Annotated in this window: 18 protein-coding genes; 10 read left to right on the top strand and 8 right to left on the bottom strand. The window is 63.2% G+C overall.

The genetic code is table 11. The features are described 5' to 3' along the window. Positions 1 to 114: 114 nt before the first annotated feature. Complete coding sequence (locus PQR54_RS22745) at positions 115 to 321, bottom strand: dodecin (RefSeq protein WP_408249550.1); 207 nt, start codon at positions 319 to 321, stop codon at positions 115 to 117. 171 nt (positions 322 to 492) lie between these two features. Here PQR54_RS22745 and PQR54_RS22750 point away from each other — a divergent pair, with 171 nt between their 5' ends. The 5 genes from PQR54_RS22750 to PQR54_RS22770 all read left to right on the top strand — a co-directional run bounded on the left by PQR54_RS22750 (position 493) and on the right by PQR54_RS22770 (position 6,733). Further along, positions 493 to 1,422, top strand: coding sequence for an NAD(P)-dependent oxidoreductase (locus PQR54_RS22750; protein WP_408249552.1), 930 nt, complete (start codon positions 493 to 495; stop codon positions 1,420 to 1,422). Between the two features lie 83 nt (positions 1,423 to 1,505). Then, positions 1,506 to 3,098: an ABC-F family ATPase gene (locus PQR54_RS22755; RefSeq protein ID WP_408249554.1), complete on the top strand. Its 1,593-nt coding sequence runs from the start codon at positions 1,506 to 1,508 to the stop codon at positions 3,096 to 3,098. A 156-nt stretch (positions 3,099 to 3,254) separates the two neighbouring features. Next, positions 3,255 to 4,679, top strand: a complete 1,425-nt coding sequence (locus PQR54_RS22760) for an aldehyde dehydrogenase family protein (protein WP_408249556.1) — start codon at positions 3,255 to 3,257, stop codon at positions 4,677 to 4,679. Between the two features lie 129 nt (positions 4,680 to 4,808). Then, positions 4,809 to 5,999 (top strand): NAD(P)H-dependent flavin oxidoreductase, encoded by a 1,191-nt coding sequence (locus tag PQR54_RS22765; protein WP_408249557.1) that lies wholly within the window; start codon positions 4,809 to 4,811, stop codon positions 5,997 to 5,999. 71 nt (positions 6,000 to 6,070) lie between these two features. Beyond that, the gene (locus PQR54_RS22770) at positions 6,071 to 6,733 is read left to right on the top strand and encodes an OmpW/AlkL family protein (protein WP_408249559.1); all 663 of its coding nucleotides are present in this window, start codon (positions 6,071 to 6,073) and stop codon (positions 6,731 to 6,733) included. A gap of 150 nt (positions 6,734 to 6,883) precedes the next feature. On the opposite strand, the gene PQR54_RS22775 is transcribed toward PQR54_RS22770, so the two are convergent. The 3 genes from PQR54_RS22775 to PQR54_RS22785 all read right to left on the bottom strand — a co-directional run bounded on the left by PQR54_RS22775 (position 6,884) and on the right by PQR54_RS22785 (position 10,161). Next, the gene (locus PQR54_RS22775) at positions 6,884 to 7,087 is read right to left on the bottom strand and encodes a DUF1289 domain-containing protein (RefSeq protein ID WP_310814890.1); all 204 of its coding nucleotides are present in this window, start codon (positions 7,085 to 7,087) and stop codon (positions 6,884 to 6,886) included. Between the two features lie 165 nt (positions 7,088 to 7,252). Then, entirely contained in the window at positions 7,253 to 8,581 is a 1,329-nt protein-coding gene (locus PQR54_RS22780; protein ID WP_408249561.1) for a phospholipase A, read from the bottom strand. Between the two features lie 275 nt (positions 8,582 to 8,856). Further along, positions 8,857 to 10,161, bottom strand: coding sequence for an Nramp family divalent metal transporter (locus PQR54_RS22785; protein ID WP_408249563.1), 1,305 nt, complete (start codon positions 10,159 to 10,161; stop codon positions 8,857 to 8,859). 522 nt (positions 10,162 to 10,683) lie between these two features. On the opposite strand from PQR54_RS22785, the gene PQR54_RS22790 reads away from it, so the two are divergent. The 4 genes from PQR54_RS22790 (at position 10,684) to PQR54_RS22805 (ending at position 14,787) form a co-directional block, all read left to right on the top strand. Further along, on the top strand, positions 10,684 to 11,784 hold the full coding sequence (locus PQR54_RS22790) for a polyamine ABC transporter substrate-binding protein (RefSeq protein WP_408249565.1): 1,101 nt from the start codon (positions 10,684 to 10,686) through the stop codon (positions 11,782 to 11,784). A 92-nt stretch (positions 11,785 to 11,876) separates the two neighbouring features. After that, the gene (locus PQR54_RS22795) at positions 11,877 to 13,043 is read left to right on the top strand and encodes an ABC transporter ATP-binding protein (RefSeq protein ID WP_408249567.1); all 1,167 of its coding nucleotides are present in this window, start codon (positions 11,877 to 11,879) and stop codon (positions 13,041 to 13,043) included. Beyond that, positions 13,040 to 13,969: an ABC transporter permease subunit gene (locus PQR54_RS22800; RefSeq protein WP_408249569.1), complete on the top strand. Its 930-nt coding sequence runs from the start codon at positions 13,040 to 13,042 to the stop codon at positions 13,967 to 13,969. The genes PQR54_RS22795 and PQR54_RS22800 overlap by 4 nt, the downstream gene beginning before the upstream one ends. Beyond that, positions 13,969 to 14,787 carry an ABC transporter permease subunit gene (locus PQR54_RS22805; protein ID WP_408249571.1) on the top strand — a complete coding sequence of 273 codons (819 nt, stop codon included), beginning with the start codon at positions 13,969 to 13,971 and terminating at the stop codon, positions 14,785 to 14,787. The genes PQR54_RS22800 and PQR54_RS22805 overlap by 1 nt, the downstream gene beginning before the upstream one ends. 128 nt (positions 14,788 to 14,915) lie before the next feature. Here the strand turns inward: PQR54_RS22805 and PQR54_RS22810 are convergent, their stop codons facing one another. From PQR54_RS22810 to PQR54_RS22820, 3 genes are all read right to left on the bottom strand, one after another. After that, positions 14,916 to 16,322 (bottom strand): methyl-accepting chemotaxis protein, encoded by a 1,407-nt coding sequence (locus PQR54_RS22810; protein WP_408249573.1) that lies wholly within the window; start codon positions 16,320 to 16,322, stop codon positions 14,916 to 14,918. A gap of 442 nt (positions 16,323 to 16,764) precedes the next feature. Continuing rightward, the gene (locus PQR54_RS22815) at positions 16,765 to 17,754 is read right to left on the bottom strand and encodes an alpha/beta fold hydrolase (protein WP_408249575.1); all 990 of its coding nucleotides are present in this window, start codon (positions 17,752 to 17,754) and stop codon (positions 16,765 to 16,767) included. 104 nt (positions 17,755 to 17,858) lie between these two features. After that, positions 17,859 to 19,349 (bottom strand): flavin-containing monooxygenase, encoded by a 1,491-nt coding sequence (locus PQR54_RS22820; protein ID WP_408249577.1) that lies wholly within the window; start codon positions 19,347 to 19,349, stop codon positions 17,859 to 17,861. A gap of 145 nt (positions 19,350 to 19,494) precedes the next feature. Between PQR54_RS22820 and PQR54_RS22825 the strand changes: the two genes are divergently transcribed. Next, positions 19,495 to 20,184: a TetR family transcriptional regulator gene (locus tag PQR54_RS22825; RefSeq protein ID WP_408249579.1), complete on the top strand. Its 690-nt coding sequence runs from the start codon at positions 19,495 to 19,497 to the stop codon at positions 20,182 to 20,184. Between the two features lie 103 nt (positions 20,185 to 20,287). Here the strand turns inward: PQR54_RS22825 and PQR54_RS22830 are convergent, their stop codons facing one another. After that, positions 20,288 to 21,487: a tetratricopeptide repeat protein gene (locus PQR54_RS22830; RefSeq protein WP_408249581.1), complete on the bottom strand. Its 1,200-nt coding sequence runs from the start codon at positions 21,485 to 21,487 to the stop codon at positions 20,288 to 20,290. Positions 21,488 to 21,520: the final 33 nt, after the last annotated feature.

Here is a 21,520-nt window from a genome sequence, read left to right on the forward strand (position 1 = left end):
CCAGGCGGCGGTCTCAGCAACCGCTGCTTTGAGGAGCTGCGTCCAGTGCGGACGCAGCTTTTTTTTGCCTTAGAGTTTTAGCGCGCTTGCGCTGACGGCTGGGCTCTCTGCGCGTCAATCGATGCGCAAGCCTACCTTGATCGTCACCTGCCAGTAAGCCACCTTGTCGTTCTCGATCTGGCCCCGCGCTTCCGTTACTTCGAACCAGTGCAGATTGCGCAGCGTCTTCGACGCCTTCGCGATTGCAGTGCTGACCGCGTCATCGCTCGATTTCGTCGACGAGCCGGTCAGTTCGATCTGTTTGTAGACGTGTTCGGACATGGACTTCCTCCTTTGATCTTCGTTGGTGTTCAAAAAGTATAGGCAACGAGAAGCGCCGCGAACGGCCTCGTGAGGGAGTCATGTCGCACATGCCGTGCCCGGTATGCCGTGGCGAGGCGCCGCCGTTATCATGTCCGCGCAACTCAATCTGATATCCGACGAGGTTCGAAAGTGGAAATTGGTTTTTGCGGTCCCGGTTTGATGGGTGCGCCGATGATCCGGCATCTGCTGCGCGCGGGGCATACCGTGCATGTCTGGAATCGCACGCGGGCGAAGGCGGAAGCGCTGGTGGCCGACGGCGCTCGAGTGGTCGACACGCCGCGCGAACTTGCCGCACGGTGTGAAGCCGTGCTGCTGTGCGTCGCGGATGCGGCGGCGGTGGAGGAGACCGTGTTCGGCGCTTCGGGCCTTCTTGGCGCCGATGCGCCCGTATCGGGCCGGTTGCGCTGGATCGTCGATCACTCCAGCATCCCGCCGGCCGCGACGCGCGCTTTCGCGCAGCGCGCGGCGGCGTTGACGACGGTTCGCGCGGTCGGAACTGCGTCCGCCGACAGCATCGGCTGGATCGACGCGCCGGTTTCAGGCGGCGTGGCCGGCGCCACCGCCGGCACGCTCGCCGTCATGGCCGGCGGCGCCGCGGTCGACGTCGAAGCCGTCAAGCCCTTGCTCGGCGCCTACGCGTCGCGTGTCACGCACATGGGCGACGTCGGCGCCGGCCAGACCGCCAAGCTGTGCAATCAGACCATCGTCACCGCGACGCTGGCGGCAATTGCCGAAGCGGTGAGCCTCGCGCAACGCAGCGGCCTCGACGCTTCCCGGCTGACCGAAGGTCTGGCGGGCGGCTGGGCCGATTCCGTGCTGCTGCAGACGTTCGTGCCGCGCATGACCCAAACCGGCCTCGCGCCGATCGGCGCGTTCCGGACATTTCAGAAGGACATCGACACGGTGGCGGCGACCGCGTACGAGACCGGCACGCCGATGCCGGTGTCGTCGACGGTTCAGCAATTGTTGCGGCTCGGCGCGGCGATGGGGCTTGGCGAGGCCGACCTGTCGGCCTTCATCGACGTTCTGCAGACGCCGCGCGGCGTCCCAAGCCGGTAGCTCGATGGGCGCGCGGGTTGAATTCGCGATAACCTGCTAAAATATTGGGTTTTTCGCCGATATCACATTCAAAGGGACGCGCCGTGCTGTCTACCGCCAATATCACCATGCAATTCGGGCCAAAGCCCCTCTTCGAGAATATCTCGGTCAAATTCGGGGGAGGGAACCGCTATGGCCTGATTGGTGCGAACGGCTGCGGCAAGTCCACGTTCATGAAGATCCTGGGCAGCGACCTGGAGCCGAGTTCGGGCAACGTCATGCTCGAACCGAACATCCGCCTCGGTAAATTGCGCCAGGATCAGTTCGCGTACGAAGACGTGCGCGTGCTCGACGTGGTGATGATGGGCCACGCCGAAATGTGGGCCGCTATGACCGAGCGCGACGCGATCTACGCGAACCCCGACGCGACGGACGACGACTACATGCACGCAGCCGAACTCGAAGCGAAGTTCGCCGAGTACGACGGCTACACCGCCGAGGCGCGCGCGGGCGAGCTGCTGCTCGGCATCGGCATCGCGATCGAGGACCACAACGGCCCGATGAGCAACGTGGCGCCGGGTTGGAAACTGCGCGTGCTGCTCGCACAGGCGCTGTTCTCGAAGCCGGACGTGCTGCTGCTCGACGAACCGACCAACAACCTGGACATCAACTCGATCCGTTGGCTGGAAGACGTGCTCAACCAGTACAACTCGACGATGATCATCATCTCGCACGATCGACACTTCCTGAACCAGGTCTGCACGCACATGGCCGACATGGACTACGGCACGCTGAAGGTCTATCCGGGCAATTACGACGACTACATGCTGGCGAGCACGCAGGCGCGCGAGCGTCAGCAGAACGCCAACGCGAAGGCGAAGGAACGTGTGGCCGACCTGCAGGACTTCGTGCGCCGCTTCTCGGCGAATAAGTCCAAGGCGCGTCAGGCTACCAGCCGCTTGAAGATGATCGACAAGATCAAGATCGAGGAATTCAAGCCGTCGTCGCGCCAGAACCCGTTCATCCGCTTCGAGTACGAGAAGAAGCTGCACAACATTGCAGTGGTGGCCGAGAAGATTTCGAAGAAGTACGAACGCCAGATTTTCAACGACTTCAGCATTAGCGTGCAGCCGGGCGAACGTATCGCAATCATCGGCGAGAACGGCGCGGGCAAGACCACGCTGCTGCGCTCGCTGCTCGGCAAGCTGACGCTCGATCACGGCACGGTGAAGTGGGCCGAAAACGCGAACGTCGGTTACATGCCGCAGGACACGTACGAAGAGTTTCCGGACGACGTCACGCTGATGGACTGGATCGACGGCTACCGCCAGGAAGGCGACGACGAGCAGATGGTGCGCGGCACGCTCGGCCGGCTGCTGTTCAACGCCGACGACATCCGCAAGTCGGTCAAGGTGCTCTCCGGCGGCGAGAAGGGCCGCATGATCTGGGGCAAGCTCATGCTGGGCCGCCACAACGTGCTGCTGATGGACGAGCCGACCAATCACATGGACATGGAATCGATCGAGTCGCTGCAGATCGCGCTCGACAAGTTCGACGGCACGTTGATTTTCGTGTCGCATGACCGCGAGTTCGTGAGCGGGCTGGCGAATCGGATTATCGAAGTGAAGACGAATGGCACGTTGAACGACTTTGGTGGCAACTACGAAGACTTCCTGCTGAGCCAGGGCGTGCAGTAAGCACGGCTGAACGCCACGCCGCAATCACGTCGCACCGCAAAGCCCGCTTCTCCGAAGCGGGCTTTTTTCATGGCGCGCGCTTCATGCATCGGCCTTCCCCGCAGCGCTGGTTAGAATAGAAGACCATTCCGGCGACACACACAGGGACCGACCATCATGAAGACCTACGAGCAACTTTATATCGACGGCAAGTGGATCGCGCCATCCGGCACCGGCACGATCGACGTGATCGACTCGGGCACGGAAGAGATCATGGGCCGCATCCCTGAAGGCGTCGAGGCCGATGCCGAAAGCGCGATCGCCGCCGCGCGCGTGGCGTTCGACGGCTGGGCCGCGACGCCGGCCGCCGAGCGCGGCGAGTATCTGCGCAAGATCGCCGCGAACCTGAAAGCGCGCACCGACGAACTGGCCGGCCTGATTGCCGGCGAAGTCGGCATGCCGCTGAAGCTCGCGCGCGCTATTCAGGTGGGCGGTCCCGTCTACAACTGGGGTGCGTACGCGAAGCTGGCAAGCGAGTTCCAATACGAGGAACGCGTCGGCAATTCGCTAGTGGTGCGCGAACCGGTCGGCGTGGTGGCGGCGATCACGCCGTGGAATTACCCGCTTAATCAGGTCACGTTGAAGGTCGCGGCGGCGCTCGCGGCGGGTTGCACGGTGGTGCTCAAGCCTTCGGAGATCGCGCCTCTGAATGCGTTCGTACTGGCCGAGGCGATTCACGAAGCCGGGCTGCCGGCCGGCGTGTTCAATCTCGTGAGCGGCTATGGGCCGGTGGTGGGCGAGGTGCTGGCGAGCCATCCATCGGTCGATATGGTTTCGTTCACCGGTTCGACTCGCGCCGGCAAACGCGTGTCCGAACTGGCCTCGGCGACGGTCAAGCGCGTGGCGCTCGAACTCGGCGGCAAGTCGGCGTCGGTCATTCTCGACGATGCGGACTTCGCCGCGGCAGTTAAAGGCACGGTCAGCGCGTGCTTCCTGAATTCGGGGCAAACCTGTTCGGCGCACACGCGCATGCTGGTGCCCGAAGCGCGCTACGACGAAGCACGCGCGCTGGCGAAGCAGGCCGCCGAAGCCTACGTCGCCGGCGATCCGCGCAATGAGACGACGCGTCTTGGGCCGTTGGCGTCGGCGGCGCAGCAGGCGCGCGTGCAGCAGTACATCGCCAAGGGGATCGAGGAGGGCGCCGAACTGGTGACGGGCGGCGCGGGCCTGCCCGACGGCTTGTCGAAGGGCTTCTTCGTCAAACCCACCGTGTTCGGCCGCGTGCATCCCAAGGCGACGATCGCGCAAGAGGAAATCTTCGGCCCGGTGCTGTCGATTCTGACCTACAGGGACGAAGAGGAAGCCGTTCGGATCGCCAACGATTCGCCGTATGGCCTGGGCGGCGCGGTATGGGCCGGCAGCGACGAGCGTGCCGCCGGTGTCGCGCGGCGCATTCGCACCGGCCAGGTCGATATCAACGGCGGCACGTGGAACATGGCCGCGCCGTTCGGCGGTTTCAAGCAGTCAGGCTTTGGCCGGGAAAACGGGGTCTACGGACTCGAAGAATATCTCGAACTCAAGTCCATGCAGTTCAAGGCGTGATTCGACTGACCGGCATCAATAGAAGGGCACACATGACCCGGACACTCGCCCGCTCATTGACCTGAAGCAACGCAGGCTGCGCCCGACCGACGATTATCAGCGTTTCGATAATCCGCCATCGGGCCAGTCATGCTCACCTCTCATTCCTTCCCACCGCTCGTCATTCGCGGCCGCTCACTACTGCCGATCGTGCAAGGCGGCATGGGCGTCGGCATCTCGGCGCACCGTCTGGCCGGCAGCGTCGCTCGCGAAGGCGCGCTGGGCACCATCGCAAGTATCGACCTGCGGCATCATCATCGCGATCTGATGGAACGCTGCCGCGAGTCGCCTGACCGCTCGACTCTCGAAGAAGCCAACCTCACCGCGCTGGCCCGCGAAATCCAGTCTGCCAGGGCATTGAGCGAAGGCCGCGGCATGATCGCCGTCAACGTGATGAAAGCGGTCAGCGCGCAAGCCGACTACGTGCGCGTCGCGTGTGAGAGCGGCGCCGATGCGATCGTCATGGGCGCGGGCTTGCCGCTCGATCTGCCGGACATGACCCAGGGCCACGACATCGCGCTGATTCCGATTCTGTCGGACAGCCGCGGCGTCGCGCTCGTGCTGAAGAAATGGATGAAAAAAGGCCGTCTGCCCGATGCGGTCGTGATCGAACATCCGGCGCACGCGGGCGGCCATCTCGGCGTCAACAACCTGGCCGATCAACACGACGGGCGCTTCGATTTCTTGCGCATCCTCGAGGAACTCGACGCTGTATTCGCCTCGCTCGGCCTGAACCGTCAGGACGTGCCGTTGATCGTCGCGGGCGGCATCAACAGTCACGGGGCTTTGCGCGCACTGCTGAACGCGGGCGCCAGCGGCGTGCAACTCGGTACGCCCTTCGCCGTCACCGAGGAAGGCGACGCGCATCCGAATTTCAAGCGCGTACTGGCTGAAGCTACGCCCGAGGATATCGTCGAATTTGTCAGCGTGACGGGACTGCCCGCGCGCGCCGTGAAAACGCCGTGGCTGATGCGCTATCTGCGGCATGAAACGAAGATTCGCGAAAGAGTCGGCGCGCTCAAACATAGTTGCCCAACAGCGCTCGAATGTCTCAGCGCGTGCGGATGGCGCGATGGTATCGAGAAGTTCGGCCACTTCTGCATCGACACGCGGCTCGCGGCGGCGTTGCGTGGCGACGTGGCGAACGGTCTGTTCTTCCGCGGCCGCGAAGCGTTGCCGTTCGGCACGGCGATTCGCAGCGTGCACGACCTGCTCGAACTGCTGTTGACGGGCGCGACGCGACCGGCTGTCGCAGGGCGCTGGGCATTCTCGCTAGGTTGATACGCGTCAACCTGACGCGCGACGAGAACTTCGACAATCCCCGCATGCAAACAAACAAAGCGGGGAAGCACATGAAGCAGTCGTCCAGAAAAAGAAACAGAATCGGAACCGCCGCCATCGCAGCGAGCCTGCTGTTCGCGGGCGCGCTCGCGCCGCAGGCGCATGCCGCCGGCGACGACGCGATCAGCGGCATTCATGCCGGCGACGTACTGGTGCGTTTGCGCGCCATCAGCATCATGCCGAACGTGAGCACGACCCAGTCTCTGAGCGCGCTCAACGTCGGCGTGAATAACGCGATCGTGCCGGAACTGGATCTGACGTACATGATCCGCGACAACCTCGGCGTCGAGCTGATTCTCGGCACGTCGCGGCATCAAGTTACTTCGAACCTCGGCGGTCTCGGCGGCGTGAACGTACTGCCGCCTACGCTGCTGTTGCAATATCACTTCAATCACGCGGGCCGCATTCGTCCGTATGTCGGCGCGGGTCTGAACTACACGCTGTTCTATAACAACGGCCTGAACGCGGGCGGCCAGCCGATCTCGATCAACAATCACAGCTGGGGACCGGCGTTGCAGGCGGGCGTCGACGTGCAGGTCACCAAGTCGTTGTTCGTCAACGCGGACATCAAGAAGATCTGGATGCATACGGATGCTTCGCTCGGCGGTCAGCCGCTTGGCCGCTTGAGCATCGAGCCGGTGGTGGTCGGTTTGGGTGTCGGGATGCGGTTCTGATTGTCACGCGTCACTTGCCAGCTTGACCGACAAGCATTGCCGTGTGAAAACGCCGGGTGCAGTTCATTCAGCCCCGGCGTTTTCTTTTGACGTTTGAATTCGAGCGGCCAGCGCCGCAAGCATCATGCGGCCGCAAGCCGCCAGGCAAATCTACAGCTTGTCGTTCGCAAACCGCATTGCCGTGCCTTCCTGCTCGATGCGAACCCATACGGCGCGCTTTTCCTCGTCGCTCAGGAAGACCCAGTTTGAGACTTCGCCGGCGGTGCGGCCGCAGCCTTTGCAGACGTCGTCGAACAGCGTGGAGCAGACGCCGATGCACGGGCTGTCGGGAAGATCGTGGAGATTCGAAGCCATCGGAAACCTTGGGGCGGAGAAGCGAAGTTCCGCTATGTTAACCGATGCGCGCCATGCACCCCGCCGTGCGCGACCGGCATGGCCGCGGTTCGCGCACGGTTGGCAGCATCCGCCGCATGTTTCGACGCCACCTTCGACGCGCGAAATTGCCCGCACACATCAACATCAGCGCGCGATGCTGTAGCCGATCCGCGCCATCCAGTGCTGGCGGTTGTTGTAATCGAGCAGGTCTTCGCCGTAGCCGTTGAAATAGCCCACCCAAACGTAGCCGCCCCACGCGCTGCCCAGCAGTCTGGCGAGCGGATAGGTGAATTGCGAATCCACGCTGCCGTACCAGTGCTTGGTGCCCTTGCGCAGCGTGGTCGCCAGTTGCCAGCCGTCCGGGCTGCCGTATTTGACGAGCAAGTCGACATAGCCGCGATAGTCGGCGATATCGGGGTTGCTGCTCGTGCCGACGTAGTAATAGATCTTCGGCGACACCGTCAGGTGGTTGGCCGTCAGATCGCCGAATTCCCAGGTCGGCCGGATAAACGGCATGTTGATGCTGCGCGAGTCCGCGCCCGCCTTGCCGTTCGATTCGTGCGCAACGCCAGCGGCGAAACCCATGCGCGTGAAGAACGGGCTCTGCCAGCCGGTGTCCGGCACGTAGTAGAACAATTGCGGCGAGTAGGTCGTGTCGCGGAACGGCCGCGAATCGGCGGACAGATCCCAGATCGAGGTTTGCGTGTACGCGAAGTACAGGTTGTCGAGGAAGGCTTTGGAGCGCAGATCGTCCGGTATCAGGATGCGGTATTTGAAGCTCAATTGCAGTCGCGCATTCGTGTCGCCGTTGTGGCCGAAGGCGATGTACATCGGATCGTAATAGGAAAGGTGCGAGAGCACGCCGCGTCCGGTGGTCGCGAGCGAATCGCCGGGCGGCGCGATGGCGTCGCCGGTCGGGCCGCCGACCACGGCTGCCGTCGCCGCAACTTGAGCGGGCGTGGTCGCCTGGCTTTCCGCGCGTTCCGCCTGGGCAATCGCGTCCTGCTGCGGGCCGCGATTGATCGCGACGAGCGCCGGCGACGCATCGAAACCCACCGGGTCGATGCGCACCTCGCCACGCGCCGACTGTGACCAGGGCGCCGAGAAACGCACCTTGCGGAACTCGCCTGGCCGCAGATGCAGCGTGTCGGGCGCGCCGGGCTCGCGCTGCAAATCGAGCGGCTGCGGCGACTGTTCGCCGGCGCTCAGCGTCACGCGGATGGTCGGCGGGACGGTTATGGTCAGGGGTTTGGCGTCGTCGGCGGAGTAGAGCAGCGTGATCTGCAACGGCTCGTTGGCCGCGGCCACGCGAGCAGGTTGCAGCATCGCGACCGTCGCGCGCGCCTCGTTGGACAGCGCAGCGCACACGACCAGCGTGGCGGGCAGCATGACGCGGGAGAAGCGCGCCGTGAGTTGACGGAACTGGGGAAAGGCGTTGCGGGCAAGGCGGTCGATCGAAGTGTCAAAGCGCATGGGGCTGTCGTCCAGGAGCATGGGCGGCGAGCGAACCGGACGCGGCGGGCATCGAAAGACGACACCCGTGATGCTCACCGGATCGATCGCGCGAAAGCGCTGAAGGGCGCAAAAATGGGCACAAAAACGGCTGCCGCAGACCACCCGGCAGCCGCGATGAAACAGGCCGCATGGCCGGCGCGCCGCGAAAGCAGGCCGCGTCGCCGGTCATGGCGAGATACTCAGAGAATACTTACAAAGTCACTTCATTGACAGCCCGGTTGAGAAACGGACTCTCAGACGCCGAACGCCAGTTGCCACAACAACGCGCCGTTGAGCGTGACGATGAACGCGGCGGACAGCCACGCGAGCACGAGCGGCACGCCGCGCACGCGCCAGCCGCGCATCAGCTTGGCGTCCGACGTGAAGCGGATCAACGGCACGACCGCGAGCGGCAATTGCAGGCTCAGCACCACCTGGCTTGCCACCAGCAACTGATTGGAACCGTGCTGGCCGAACAGCGCGACCGCGAAGAGCGCCGGCCCGATCGCCAGCGCGCGGGTCAGCAGGGCGCGCTTCCAGCGGGGCAGGCGGATGCGCAGAAAGCCTTCCATGACCGCCTGGCCCGCCAGCGTGCCGGTGACGGTCGCGCTCAATCCACAGGCGAGCAGGGCCGCCGCAAAAAGAATGCCGGCCCAATGCGTGCCGACAAGCGGTGCGATCAGACGGTGGGCATCCGCGAGATCGGTCACGTCGCGATGGCCGCTCACGTAGAACACGGCGGCGGCCACGATCAGCAGCGCCGCATTGATCACGAAAGCAAACGACAGCGATCCGAAAGTGTCCAGATTGACCACGTGCAGCGCGACCTTGATCTGCGCGTCGCTGCCGTCGGGCGCGTGATGCTTGACGAGCGCCGAGTGCAGATAGAGGTTGTGCGGCATCACCGTCGCGCCGACGATGCCCGCCGCGAGCCACACCATGCCCGCGTTGCGCAGCAACTCGACGCTCGGCACGGTGCCGGCGAGCGCCGCGTGCCAGTCCGGCCGCGCCAGCGCGAGTTGGACCACGAAGCACAGGCCGACGAAGCCGATCAGCGTCGCGATCACCGCTTCCAGTTTGCGGCCGCCTTTCTGCTGGAGCGCGAGCAGCGCGAAGGTGCAGACCGCCGACATCAGCACCCCGACCGTGAGCGACACGCCAAGTAGCATTTGCAATGCGACGGCGCTGCCGACCACCTCGGCGACGTCGCACGCAATGATCGCGACCTCGCTGGTCAGCCACAGGAAAAGGGTGCCGCGGCGGCCCGTGCGTTCGCGGCAGACCTGCGCGAGATCTCGCCCGGTCACGACGCCCAGGCGCGACGACAGCCACTGCAGCAGCATCGCCATCAGGCTCGACAGCAGCACCATGCCGAGCAGGCGGTAGCCGTAACCCGCGCCGGCGCCGAGCGCGGTTGCCCAGTTGCCCGGATCGATATAGCCGACCGCGATCAACGCGCCCGCGCCGACGAACGAGAACCAGTGCGGCGGACGTGCCGGCCCATCGGCCGGCAGACGCCGGCGGCGGTTGGGACGCAATGCGAACGGATTTGTGTTCATCGATGCCTGAGGTTCAAGACTGCATCCTCTTGCAAGCCACGTGCCCGCTGCGCGAACGGCGGGCGGCGCGTCGAGGCTGGGACGAAGCGGCGACGCGATTCGCGGCGCGCCGTTGCCCGGCCGGTGAGAGCCTTTGAGGCTATTGTGCACCGTCGAACGCTTCGCGGCTTGCGTGCACTTCGACCTTAGCGGTCCGGTATCGAAGTCACGGATTACGGCCGTGGGCCACCCCCGTTTGCGCGAACGCGGCGCGCCCTGCACAGCGTCAACTTGACAACCAGATAAAAGCGCGCCGGCACGGGTGTTTTTTTCGGGTGGACACGCGCGCATAACCCGCTAAAATTGCGGCCAATTTTCCAGCGGTACGGCTTGCGCTGTACCGTTTGCGCGACAGCCCGGCAATTTTTTTGGAGCGCGCAATAATTGATGGTACTTTTCGGGTTTTTCAGGGGAGCCGTGGGCGCAGTGCCGCGGCGCAGGTGAGGACGGCCGGCAACGGGCCGGTCAGGATCGGAGAACGGAATGAAAAGACGGGTAGTGGGGCAAGTGGCGGCGCTGGTCTTGTGCGCGGCGCCGTGGTTGACGGCTGCGGCGAAAGACACGCAGCTCAACGTGTATAACTGGTCCGATTACATCGCCAAGGACACCATCCCGAACTTCACCAAGCAGAGCGGCGTCCAGGTCAAGTACGACAACTACGACAGCGACGACACGCTGCAAGCCAAGCTCCTCACCGGCAATTCCGGCTACGACATCGTCGTGCCGACCAGCAATTACGCCGGCAAGCAGATCGCCGCCGGCATCTTCGCGCCGCTCGACAAATCGAAGCTGCCGAACCTGAAGTATCTCGATCCTTCGCTGATGGCGCTCGTCGCCGGCGCCGATCCGGGCAACAAGTTCACGGTGCCCTGGGCCTACGGCACGACCGGCCTCGGCTACAACGTCACCAAGGCGCAGCAGATTCTCGGCAAGAACGTGCCGCTCGATAGCTGGGACGTTCTTTTCAAGCCGGAAAACATTTCGAAGCTGAAGGCATGCGGCGTGTCCGTGCTCGACGCGCCGGACCAGATGTTCGCCGCCGCGCTGCATTACATCGGCAAGGATCCCATGAGCACGAACCCGGCCGACTACCGCGCCGCGCTCGAGATGATGAAGAAGATCCGCCCGTACATCACGCAGTTCAACTCGTCGGGCTATATCAACGACCTGGTCGGCGGCGACGTGTGCTTCGCGTACGGCTGGTCGGGCGACGTCGTGATCGCCAAGCACCGCGCGGTCGAGGCGAAGAAACCCTATAAGGTCGAGTACTACATTCCGAAGGGCGGCGCGCCGGTGTGGTTCGACGTGATGGCGATTCCGAAGGACGCGAAGAACAAGGAAGCCGCGCTCGAGTGGATCAACTACATCGAAACGCCGCAGGTGCACGCCGCGATCACGAACGCCGTCTATTACCCGAGCGCGAATCTCGAAGCGCGCAAGTACGTGGACAAGGACGTCGCGAACGACCCGGCAGTGTATCCGTCGCCTGAAGTCATCAAGACCCTGTTCCTGCTGAAGCCGTTGCCGCCGGAAATCCAGCGGCTGCAAACGCGGCTGTGGACTGAATTCAAGTCCGGCCGCTGACCCGCGGCCAGAGTGAACGGGTAAGCATCATCCAGAAGCCCTCGGTGTTCACCGGGGGCTTTGTTCGTCAAACGCCGGAGTCAAGCATTGTGATGAGTAGTGACCAGTCGGGCGCGCTGGCAGGGGCCGTCGCGCCGTCCCCGAGCCTGAACGCCGTTACGGGCGACGCCACGGACAACTTCGTCCAGGTCGTCGATGTCGTGAAAAAGTTCGGCGAGACCGTGGCGGTCAAAGGCGTCAACCTGTCGGTGAAGAAGGGCGAACTGTTCGCGCTGCTCGGCAGTTCCGGCTGCGGCAAGTCGACCTTGCTGCGCATGATGGCCGGGCTCGAAAGCGTGAGCTCGGGCAAGATCCTGATCGACGGTGAAGACCTCGCGCAATTGCCGCCGTACCGCCGGCCGGTCAACATGATGTTCCAGTCGTATGCGCTCTTTCCGCACATGACGGTGGAAGGGAACGTCGCTTTCGGTCTGAAGCAGGAAGGCGTGCCGAAGGCCGAACTGAAGGACCGCGTGCAGACCGCGCTCGAACTGGTGCAGATGGGGCGTTTCGCGAAGCGCAAGCCGAATCAGCTTTCCGGTGGTCAACAGCAGCGCGTGGCGCTCGCGCGTTCGCTGGTCAAGCGGCCCAAGCTGCTGCTGCTCGACGAGCCGATGTCCGCGCTCGACAAGCAGATCCGTCAACGCACCCAGATCGAACTGGTCAATATTCTCGACAAGGTCGGCGTGACCTGCATGATGGTGACGCACGATCAGGAAGAAGCGATGACCATGGCGGGCCGCCTTGCCGTGATGAGCGAAGGCGAGATCGTGCAACTCGGCACGCCGCACGAAGTGTACGAGTATCCGAATAGCCGCTTCTCGGCCGAGTTCATCGGCTCGACGAATCTGTTCGAAGGCCATACGGTTGAAGACGAGCCCGATCACGTGTTCATCGAAACGCCGGACCTGCCGTGCCGTTTGTATGTGAGCCACGGCATCACCGGTCCGCTCGGCATGCCGGTGACGATTTCGGTGCGACCCGAGCGCATCGCATTGACGCGCAAACCGCCTGAAGGCGCCTACAACTGGGGCAAGGGCGTCGTCACGAATATCGCCTACATGGGCGGCTATTCGCTTTATCACGTGAAGCTCGACGCCGGCAAAACCGTGATCGCAAACGTGACGAGCCTCGCGCTGACCGAGATCGATCCGCCCACGTGGGGCGACGAAGTGTACGTGCGCTGGAGCGCATCGGCCGGCGTGGTGCTGACGTCATGAAGCGCTCGTTCAATTCCTTCGCCACGTGGCCGGTGCGGCGCTTCAACCTGACCGGCCGCACCGCGGTGGTGGCCGGGCCGTTCATCTGGTTGCTGCTGTTTTTCCTCGTGCCGTTCCTGCTGGTCGTGAAGATCAGCTTCGCCGATTTGCAACTCGGCATTCCGCCGTACACGGAGTTGACGAAGTTCGCGGACGGCGCGATTCACATCACGTTGGATCTGTCGCATTACGCGTTTCTGCTGACGGACAGTCTGTACTTCGCGACTTATGTGAATTCCGTGGTGGTCGCGGCGATCTCGACGCTATTGTGTCTGCTGATCGGCTATCCGATGGCGTATTACATCGCGCGTTCGAGTCCCGGCAGCCGCAATCTGCTGATGATGGCCGTGATGCTGCCGTTCTGGACTTCGTTTCTGATTCGCGTGTATGCGTGGATCGGGATTCTGAAGAACAACGGCTTGCTGAATAATTTTTTGATGTCGATCGGGCTGATTCACTCGCCCATCGAGTTGTATCACACGAATACCGCCGTTTATATCGGCATGGTCTATTCGTATCTGCCGTTCCTTGTGATGCCGCTGTACGCGCATCTCGTGAAGATGGACATGACGCTGCTGGAAGCCGCCTATGACCTCGGCGCGAAACCGTGGAAGGCATTCTGGCAGATCACGTTGCCGCTCTCGAAGAACGGCATTATCGCCGGCTGTTTGCTGGTGTTCATTCCGGCGGTGGGCGAGTACGTGATTCCCGAATTGCTGGGCGGCGCGAATACGCTGATGATCGGTCGCGTGATGTGGAATGAGTTCTTCGACAATGCCGATTGGCCGATGGCGTCCGCCGTGACGTGTGCAATGGTGTTGTTGTTATTGGTGCCGATGGCGTTTTTCCAGTACGCGCAGGCGAAGGCGATGGAGGAAAGGCGCTGATGAAACCGAACCGGATTTTGCAGTTGATTGCGTTAGGGATCGGTTTTCTGTTTCTGTACATACCGATCGTGAGTCTGATTGTGTATTCGTTCAACGAATCGCAACTTGTTACGGTGTGGACGCGGTTTTCGACGCGCTGGTATGCGGCGTTGTTGCGCGATGACGAGTTGATTGCGGCGGCCTGGTTGTCGTTGCGGGTGGCGTTGTTGACGGCGTTTGCTTCTGTTGTCATTGGCACGTGGGCGGGTTTCGTGCTCGCGCGGATGGGGCGCTTTCGCGGCTTCACGCTGTATACGGGGATGATCAATGCGCCGTTGGTGATTCCAGAAGTGATTCAGGGGATTTCGCTGCTGCTGCTGTTCATCGAAATGGCCAAGTGGTTGGGGTGGCCGGCCGGACGTGGCATTTTCACGATCTGGATCGGGCACGTGATGCTGTGTATTTCTTATGTGGCGATCATCGTGCAGTCGCGGGTGAAGGAATTGCATCCTTCGCTCGAAGAGGCGGCGCTGGATCTTGGGGCTACGCCGTTGCGCGTGTTTTTCTTTATTACGTTGCCGTTGATTTCTCAAGCGCTTGTTTCTGGGTGGTTGTTGTCGTTCACTTTGTCTATCGATGATCTGGTGCTGTCGGCGTTTTTGTCTGGGCCTGGGTCGACTACTTTGCCGCTCGTTGTTTTCTCGCGAGTTCGGTTGGGGTTGAATCCGGAAATGAATGCGTTGGCTACGCTCTTTATTGCCGTGGTTACTGTTGGGGTGGTGGCGACTAATTATTTTATGCAGCGGGCGGAGAGGAGGCGGGCTGTGATGGCGGTTTGAGGTTTTTTTGGGTTTTGGTGGGGGGTGGTTTTGCGTTTTGGCTTTTCCTTGCTTTGTTTGCGGTCTATTAGCGTTGCCCCCGTGCGGGGTGTGGGGACCACTTACTTCTCTTTGCCGGCCAAAAAACCTCAAACCCGATACCCAACCCGAACCCCACCCCAATGCCGCCCGCCAACAAAAACCGGCGCCGACGCATCCTTCATCAACACGAATTCCCCGCCACCCATATCCCGCCGATACGTCTGCAGCAAAAACCGCTTCGTATGTGAAGCCGCGGCAATCCCAGTCCGATCATCGAACATCCGCCGATTCCGGCAATTCGCCGTATTCCAGACCACATCGCCATCGCGCTGCGGCAAAGAAAACTTCAGATTGTGCGTCGGCAAATAACCCCGCAAATCGACCGCGGCGCAAAATGCGACACGCGGATCGAGACCAAGCAAAGGCTCCTGAATAGCGGGCAAAACACGATCGGTCAACGCAGTGAACCGCGTCAAAAACTGCGGCGGATTGCTCCCGACCACCGGCACATAATGCCGGTCGAACAGATCCTCAATCGACACTTCACCACGCGCCACCGCCGTTTCGAATGCCTTGCTCACGGCGGCCGCCGCCCGCTGCACCGCCTCGATAAAACGCGTATCCGCCGTTTCCACACCCGTCGCGGCGGTCAGCTCGATCAGAGTTTCGGACACACCGAGCAGATTCCCCAGGCGGTCCTTCGCCTGCACGAAATTCTCGCTCGAATCCTCGACGCCGCTCGCCATTTCCAGCACCTGCGCCTCGAGTCCGTCGCACTGCGATTCGATCTCGCCGGTCAGCACGGCGATCTGGCCCGCTTCGTCGTTCAGATGCGCGATCGCATCGCCGGTTGCATGCACGACGTCGCCGATCTTGCGCGCGCCTTCGCGCACGCGGTGCGCCCGCGCGGTGTTCACGGATCCCTCGCTGATCAACTGCTCGGTCTGTTGCGTAAGCTGCGCCAGCGTCGTCTCGATCTGCCCGGTGGCCTGCGCGGTCTTCGCCGAGAGGTTCTTCACTTCGGCCGCGACGACCGCGAAGCTCTTGCCGGAGTCGCGGGCGCGCGCAGCTTCGATCGCGGCATTCAGCGCCAGCAGATGAGTCTGACGCGCGATCAGCGAAATCTCCTCGGAGACACGGCTCACATGCGCCAGCGCGCTGCGCAGCGCGCCGATCTGGCTTTCGATGACGGTCACGCCTTCCACGAGTCCGTGAATGTCGGCCAGCGACGCTGCGAGCGTTTGCTGCGATTCCTGCACGCCGGTCGCGGCTTCGGCGGATACGTGGCTCATTTTCCGCGCGGCAGCGGCAATGCGATGATTGCCCGCGAGCGTCTGCGCGGCCGATTCGCGCAACGCGCGGCATACTTGCGCCTGGTGTTGCACGCGCGCGGCCACTTCTTCGACGTGGCCCGATACGTCGCAGATCTCGATGCCCAGTTTGCCTGCTTGCGCGGCAATATCGCCGACGACCGTGTGCGAACGGGCCGAACGGCGAAAGCTGAAACGCGTCATGGTGGTCTCCTTCCCATGCAATATGTTTTCTGCCGCCGCGCTCGGCGCATTCGATCGACGCAATCACCCAACGCGTTTACAGCGTCTCCTCGACGCCTTTACGGCAGTCTTTCAAGCGACTTGATACGGGGTATCCCGCAGTCGTTATGATGTGCGGTCCAACTGCGATCAACACCCGTATCCGCAGACCTTTCCGTTTCTTACCGGTAATTCATGATCGACTCGTTCGCACGCGTTTCGGGCTGGCAACAGCTCTATCATCTGTGGGAGCTGATCGTCATGCTCTGCAAGTTTCTCTGGGGACTGTTGCGTCTGCTGGGCGGCGGCTGACCACGTCGACGCGACGCGAGGGAAGGGCGCGCAAGATTCGCGCGCGCCATATGCACGCGCGAGCACGCGCGAAGCATCGATCGAATGAATCGCGGGGACGAAAGCCGTCGGGTCAGGCCGGCGCGCGACGCGTGCCTTCATCAACCGGAACGCGCGCGCCACGCGTGCCGAGAAAAGCGCGCAGATCGGCCATCACGCGCTCGGGCGCTTCTTCCATCGGAATATGACCGAGCCCCGGATACATGACCGACTTCGCGCCCGGAATGCGGCTCGCGAATTCGGCGGCGTGCGCAGTCGGAATCCAGCGATCCTTCGCGCCCCATAGCACGAGCGTCGGCACGTCGAGTGTCTTCAGCACGTCGGTGTCGACATCCTTGAAGTCGAGCGTGGGCACCATCTTGCCGATCGCCGTGCGCGTGCCTTCGCCGTGGAAGAACTCGACGTAGCGCCGCAGCGTCACCGCATCGATCTTGCGCGGATCGCCATACACGTTGCGCACCGCGCTTTTGACGATGACTTCAGGCAGCCACCACGGCGAGCTGACCCGCACCAGCGCGCTGTTGAACAGGCCGATGTAAATCGGCAGTTTCATCGGAAAGCCCGCCGAATCGATCAGCACGAGCCGTTCAACCGCATCGCGATGCCGCACCGCGTAGTCCCACGCAATCAGCCCGCCGAGCGAATTGCCCATGAAGGTCGCGCGCGAGATGCCGAGCGCCTGCATGAACGTGTCGATGAAGCGCCGATAGGTCGGCAGATTCATCGTTTCGATTGCGCCGCTGCTGGAGCGCAGCGGTCCTGTCACGCCGAACGGCGGCAGGTCGAGGCGGATCACGCGATGCTCGCGCTTGAGTTCATCGGCGACGCGATCCCACGTGTGCAGCGAAGACGCGAAGCCGTGGATCATCACGATGATGTCGCCGCTGCCTTCGTCGACGTAATGCACGTCGGCGCCCATGATCTTCACGAAACTGGAGCCGCTTTGCGTATAGCGCCGGCGCAATGCGTCGCGCGGCACGCTGGTGATGCCGAGGCGCGCGGCGAGCGAGCGCGGCGGCAGCGGGGATGTCGAGGCGGGCGTGGTGGTGTCGATGCTTGCCATGTTTGTTGTCTCCCTTGTAGTTCGATTTCTGGTTCGCGTGGCTTCGAATCGGATTGCATCGGCGGCGTCGTGTTCTCCCGGGCTGTCAGCCGCCGCTCACGGCGTCAGGGCGCGAAGCGGTAGTCGTGCGGACGCGCGCGGCGCGTGCGTTTGCGAAAGCTGAAGCTGAAGCCCGGCCACAACGCTGTCACTTTGCCGCTGCGGGTCTGATAGTAGCTACGACATCCGCTCGCCCACACCGAGCGCTGCATGTCCTTCTGCAAACGCGCGTTGAAATCGCGCTGCACGTCGGGCCGCAGATTCATCGTGCGTGCCTTGCGGCGCCGCAGTACGCGCAGGCAATCGGCGATGTATTGCACTTGCGACTCGATCATGTAGAGCAGCGAGTTGTGGCCGAGGCCCGTATTCGGGCCGACGATCATGAAGAAGTTCGGAAAGTTCGCCACGCTCACACCGAGGTACGCTTCCGGCCCGTCGCGCAGCCACTGGGTGCTGAGATCCGCGCCATCGAGACCGGTCACTTCGAACGGTGCGCCGACGTCGTTGACCTGGAAACCCGTGCCGCAAATGATGGCGTCGGCGGGGCGATGCACGCCGTCGTCGGTCACGATGCCGTCGGCGACGATCTCGCGGATGCCGCTCGTCACCACGTCGACGTTCGGCTGACTGAGCGCGGGATAGTAGTCGCTCGAAAGCACCACGCGCTTGCAGCCGAACCGGTAGTTCGGCGTGAGCTTCGCGCGCAGTTCCGGATCCTTGACGCGTCGTTCGAGGTAGCTCAGGCCGAACTTCATCGGCACCTTCAGCAGTTCCGGTTTGACGACGAACGCGATGGCGCGCGATTCGAGCTGCCAGTAGATCGCACTGCGCATGAAGCGCTGCGTGAACGGCAGATGCTCGAACAGCCAGCGGGTGCGCGCGTCGATCGGTTTGTCGGGCTTGGGCATGACCCACGGCGCGGTGCGCTGGAACAGATCGAGATGCGCGACGCGCGGCTGTATTTTCGGCACGAACTGGGCCGCGCTCGCGCCCGTGCCGATCACCGCGACGCGTTTGCCTTCGAGCGGATACGCATGGTCCCAGCGCGCCGAATGAAACAGTTTGCCTTCGAAGCGGTCGAGCCCGGCGATCTGCGGCATGGCCGGGCGCGACAGCGGACCGCTTGCGGCGATCACGACATCGGCCTCGATGGTTTCACGCACGCCGTTCACATCGATGTCGACATGCCAGACCTGGCGCGCTTCGTCGAAACGCGCCGCGGCCACGCGCGCATTGCAACGCACGTACCGCTCTACATCGTATTTGCGGGCGCAGTGCTTCAGATAGGCGAAGATTTCCGCCTGGCCGCCGAATGCGCGCGACCACGCCGGATTGGGCTCGAACGAAAACGAATAGAGATGCGAGGGCACGTCGCAGGCCGCGCCGGGATAGGTGTTGTCGCGCCACGTGCCGCCGATATCGCCGGCCGCCTCGTAAATCGTGAACGACGTGATGCCCATTCGCTGCAGACGAATCGCCATGCCGATGCCTGCAAAGCCGCCTCCGACAATGGCGATGCGCGGCGCGGCAGGCGGGGCGGATGAGGCAGGCGTCACGGCGGTCTCCGGCATGGGGCGAGTTTCAGGCGTCTACATGTGTCTACTGCGGTATAACGCGCAGGGTAGACAACTGTGCACCTGGCGTCAAGATCGTTTAGAGTACGGCTATTAAACGCGCTTAGCGCGCATCGATTGAAAACACATGACATCCGTACCGGACGCGGCGGCCGCCGCCGAACACGGCGTTGCCGTCGGGCAGGAATTGCCGGCCGGCAAGCGCAAACTGATCGAAGCCGCATTGCGGCTGACGGCAAGCGGCCGCAGTTTTACGAGCCTGGGTTTGCGCGAACTGGCGCGCGAGGCCGGACTCAATCCCAACACCTTCTACCGTCATTTCGACACGCTCGACGATCTGGCGCGCGAAGCCGTGGAGTCGGTGAGCCGCCGTTTGCGGCCGATGCTGCGGCGTGAGCGCTGGCTCGCCGCGCACGACGAACCGCACAGCGTGCCGCGTCGGGCCTGCGTCGCGTTCTTCGCGTTCGCGCTGGAAAACCGCGCGGCGTTTCTGAGCGCGCTCGCCGAATATCATGGTACGTCGCCGGCGTTGCGCGAGGCCGTGCGCGCGAACCTGCACGAAGTGTCGGCGGAAATGGCCGACGACGTCGTTCAACTGGAATTGATGCCGACACTTTCGCGTGAAACCGTCGACGAAGTCTGCACGCAGATCGTGCTGCAACTTTTTCATCTGTCAGCCGAGTATATCGATGCAGGCGACGCGCGTCGCACTGCGCTGATCGCTTATGCGGAGCGCTTCATTGTCAGACTGTTCGCGGGTTCGGTGATGCTGGCGCAGCATGAGCCGGTCAGTGAACTAATGCCGATACGGGCGTGAAGCTCAGAAACGAATTGTCATAACGAAACAGGCTCCGTAAAGGAGCCTGTTTCCGTGACGCATGCTTGTGCGGCTTGATTCGACTTCGGCCGCGCGGCGAAGCTCAGGTGTTGTCGTTCCAGCCGCCGGAGTCGTCGCTGCTGCCCAGATCGACGCCGCCGCCGTTGTCGTTCCAGTCGTTCGAGCCTTGGCCGAAGTCGAGGCCGCCGCCATTGCCGCCGTCGTTGCCGCGACGGCGCGCTTCGTCGTCGACGATCACGTCGCGCTCCACTACGCGCTCACGTCCGGAATTCAACGCTTCGCCGAGCAGCACGCCGGTCAGCAGACCGCCCATGCCGCCGCCGAAACCACCGCCGCCTTGCTGCACGATAACCTGCGGCTGTTGCTGATACGGACCTTGCTGCGGATAGGGCGCTTGCGGCGGATTGCCGAAACGTTCGGCTTCCTGCGCATACGGCGACTGTTGCTGCGCGCTGGCGGGCGGGGCGGCATACGGATCGGGCCGGCCCTCGAGGCGCGCGCGCATGCTGCCGAGCCGTTGCTCGAGTTCGTCGAGCTGATACGGCGGCAGCGGATTCTTGCTGTTCGACAGCGTTTCGACGACGCCGCGCAACTGGTCTTCGGTGGCTTCGACTTCTTTCTCCAGCGCCTCATGACCTTGCACCGTGGAGAGCTTCACGTCGAGCTTGAGCGAACGCACGGTGTTGAGCATCTCCGTGGCGCGCTTGAGCTGCGCGCGGCGCTCGTCGTCGGCGCGCGTATCGCCTTGCGCGCGGGCACGCCGCAAGGTCCAGCGCAGCACCAGCGCGATCACGCCGACGAGGACGAGAATGCCGATCCACATGCCCATGCCAGGGCCATGCCGTTGCGGCGCTTGCGGCGCGATGGCCGACTGCTGCTGCACGGACGGCGCGGTCTGCTGCTGCGCGAACGGGTTGGGCGCGCGGCTGGTCGTGTTGCCACCTGCGGCGCCTGCACGTTCCGCGTCTTTGCGGATGCGCGCTTCGGTCTGCGCGAAGCGGGTCGGGTCGGTGAAGCGGATTTGCGGATCGAGTGTCTTGGCCTGCTGCACCTGGGCAAGCGCGTCGGCGGAACGGCCCTCGCGGTCGAGCACCTGGGCATACAGATAGTGTGCGCGCGCATTGTTCGGATGCGCCTGCAGCACTTCGCTCAGGCCGGCGTCGGCCTGTTGCCAGTTGCCTTGCGACATGGCCGATTCGATCTGCTGAACGGTGGGCACTGCGAACGCCGCGGCCGACGCGAACATCAGTGAGGCAAACGCGGTTGCGAGAAATTTTTTCATTTACGGACCGGGCGCGTTGCGCCCGTCTCCTTC

The sequence above is a fragment of the Paraburkholderia phytofirmans genome (assembly GCF_046028095.1).
Lineage (GTDB): Bacteria > Pseudomonadota > Gammaproteobacteria > Burkholderiales > Burkholderiaceae > Paraburkholderia > Paraburkholderia phytofirmans_A.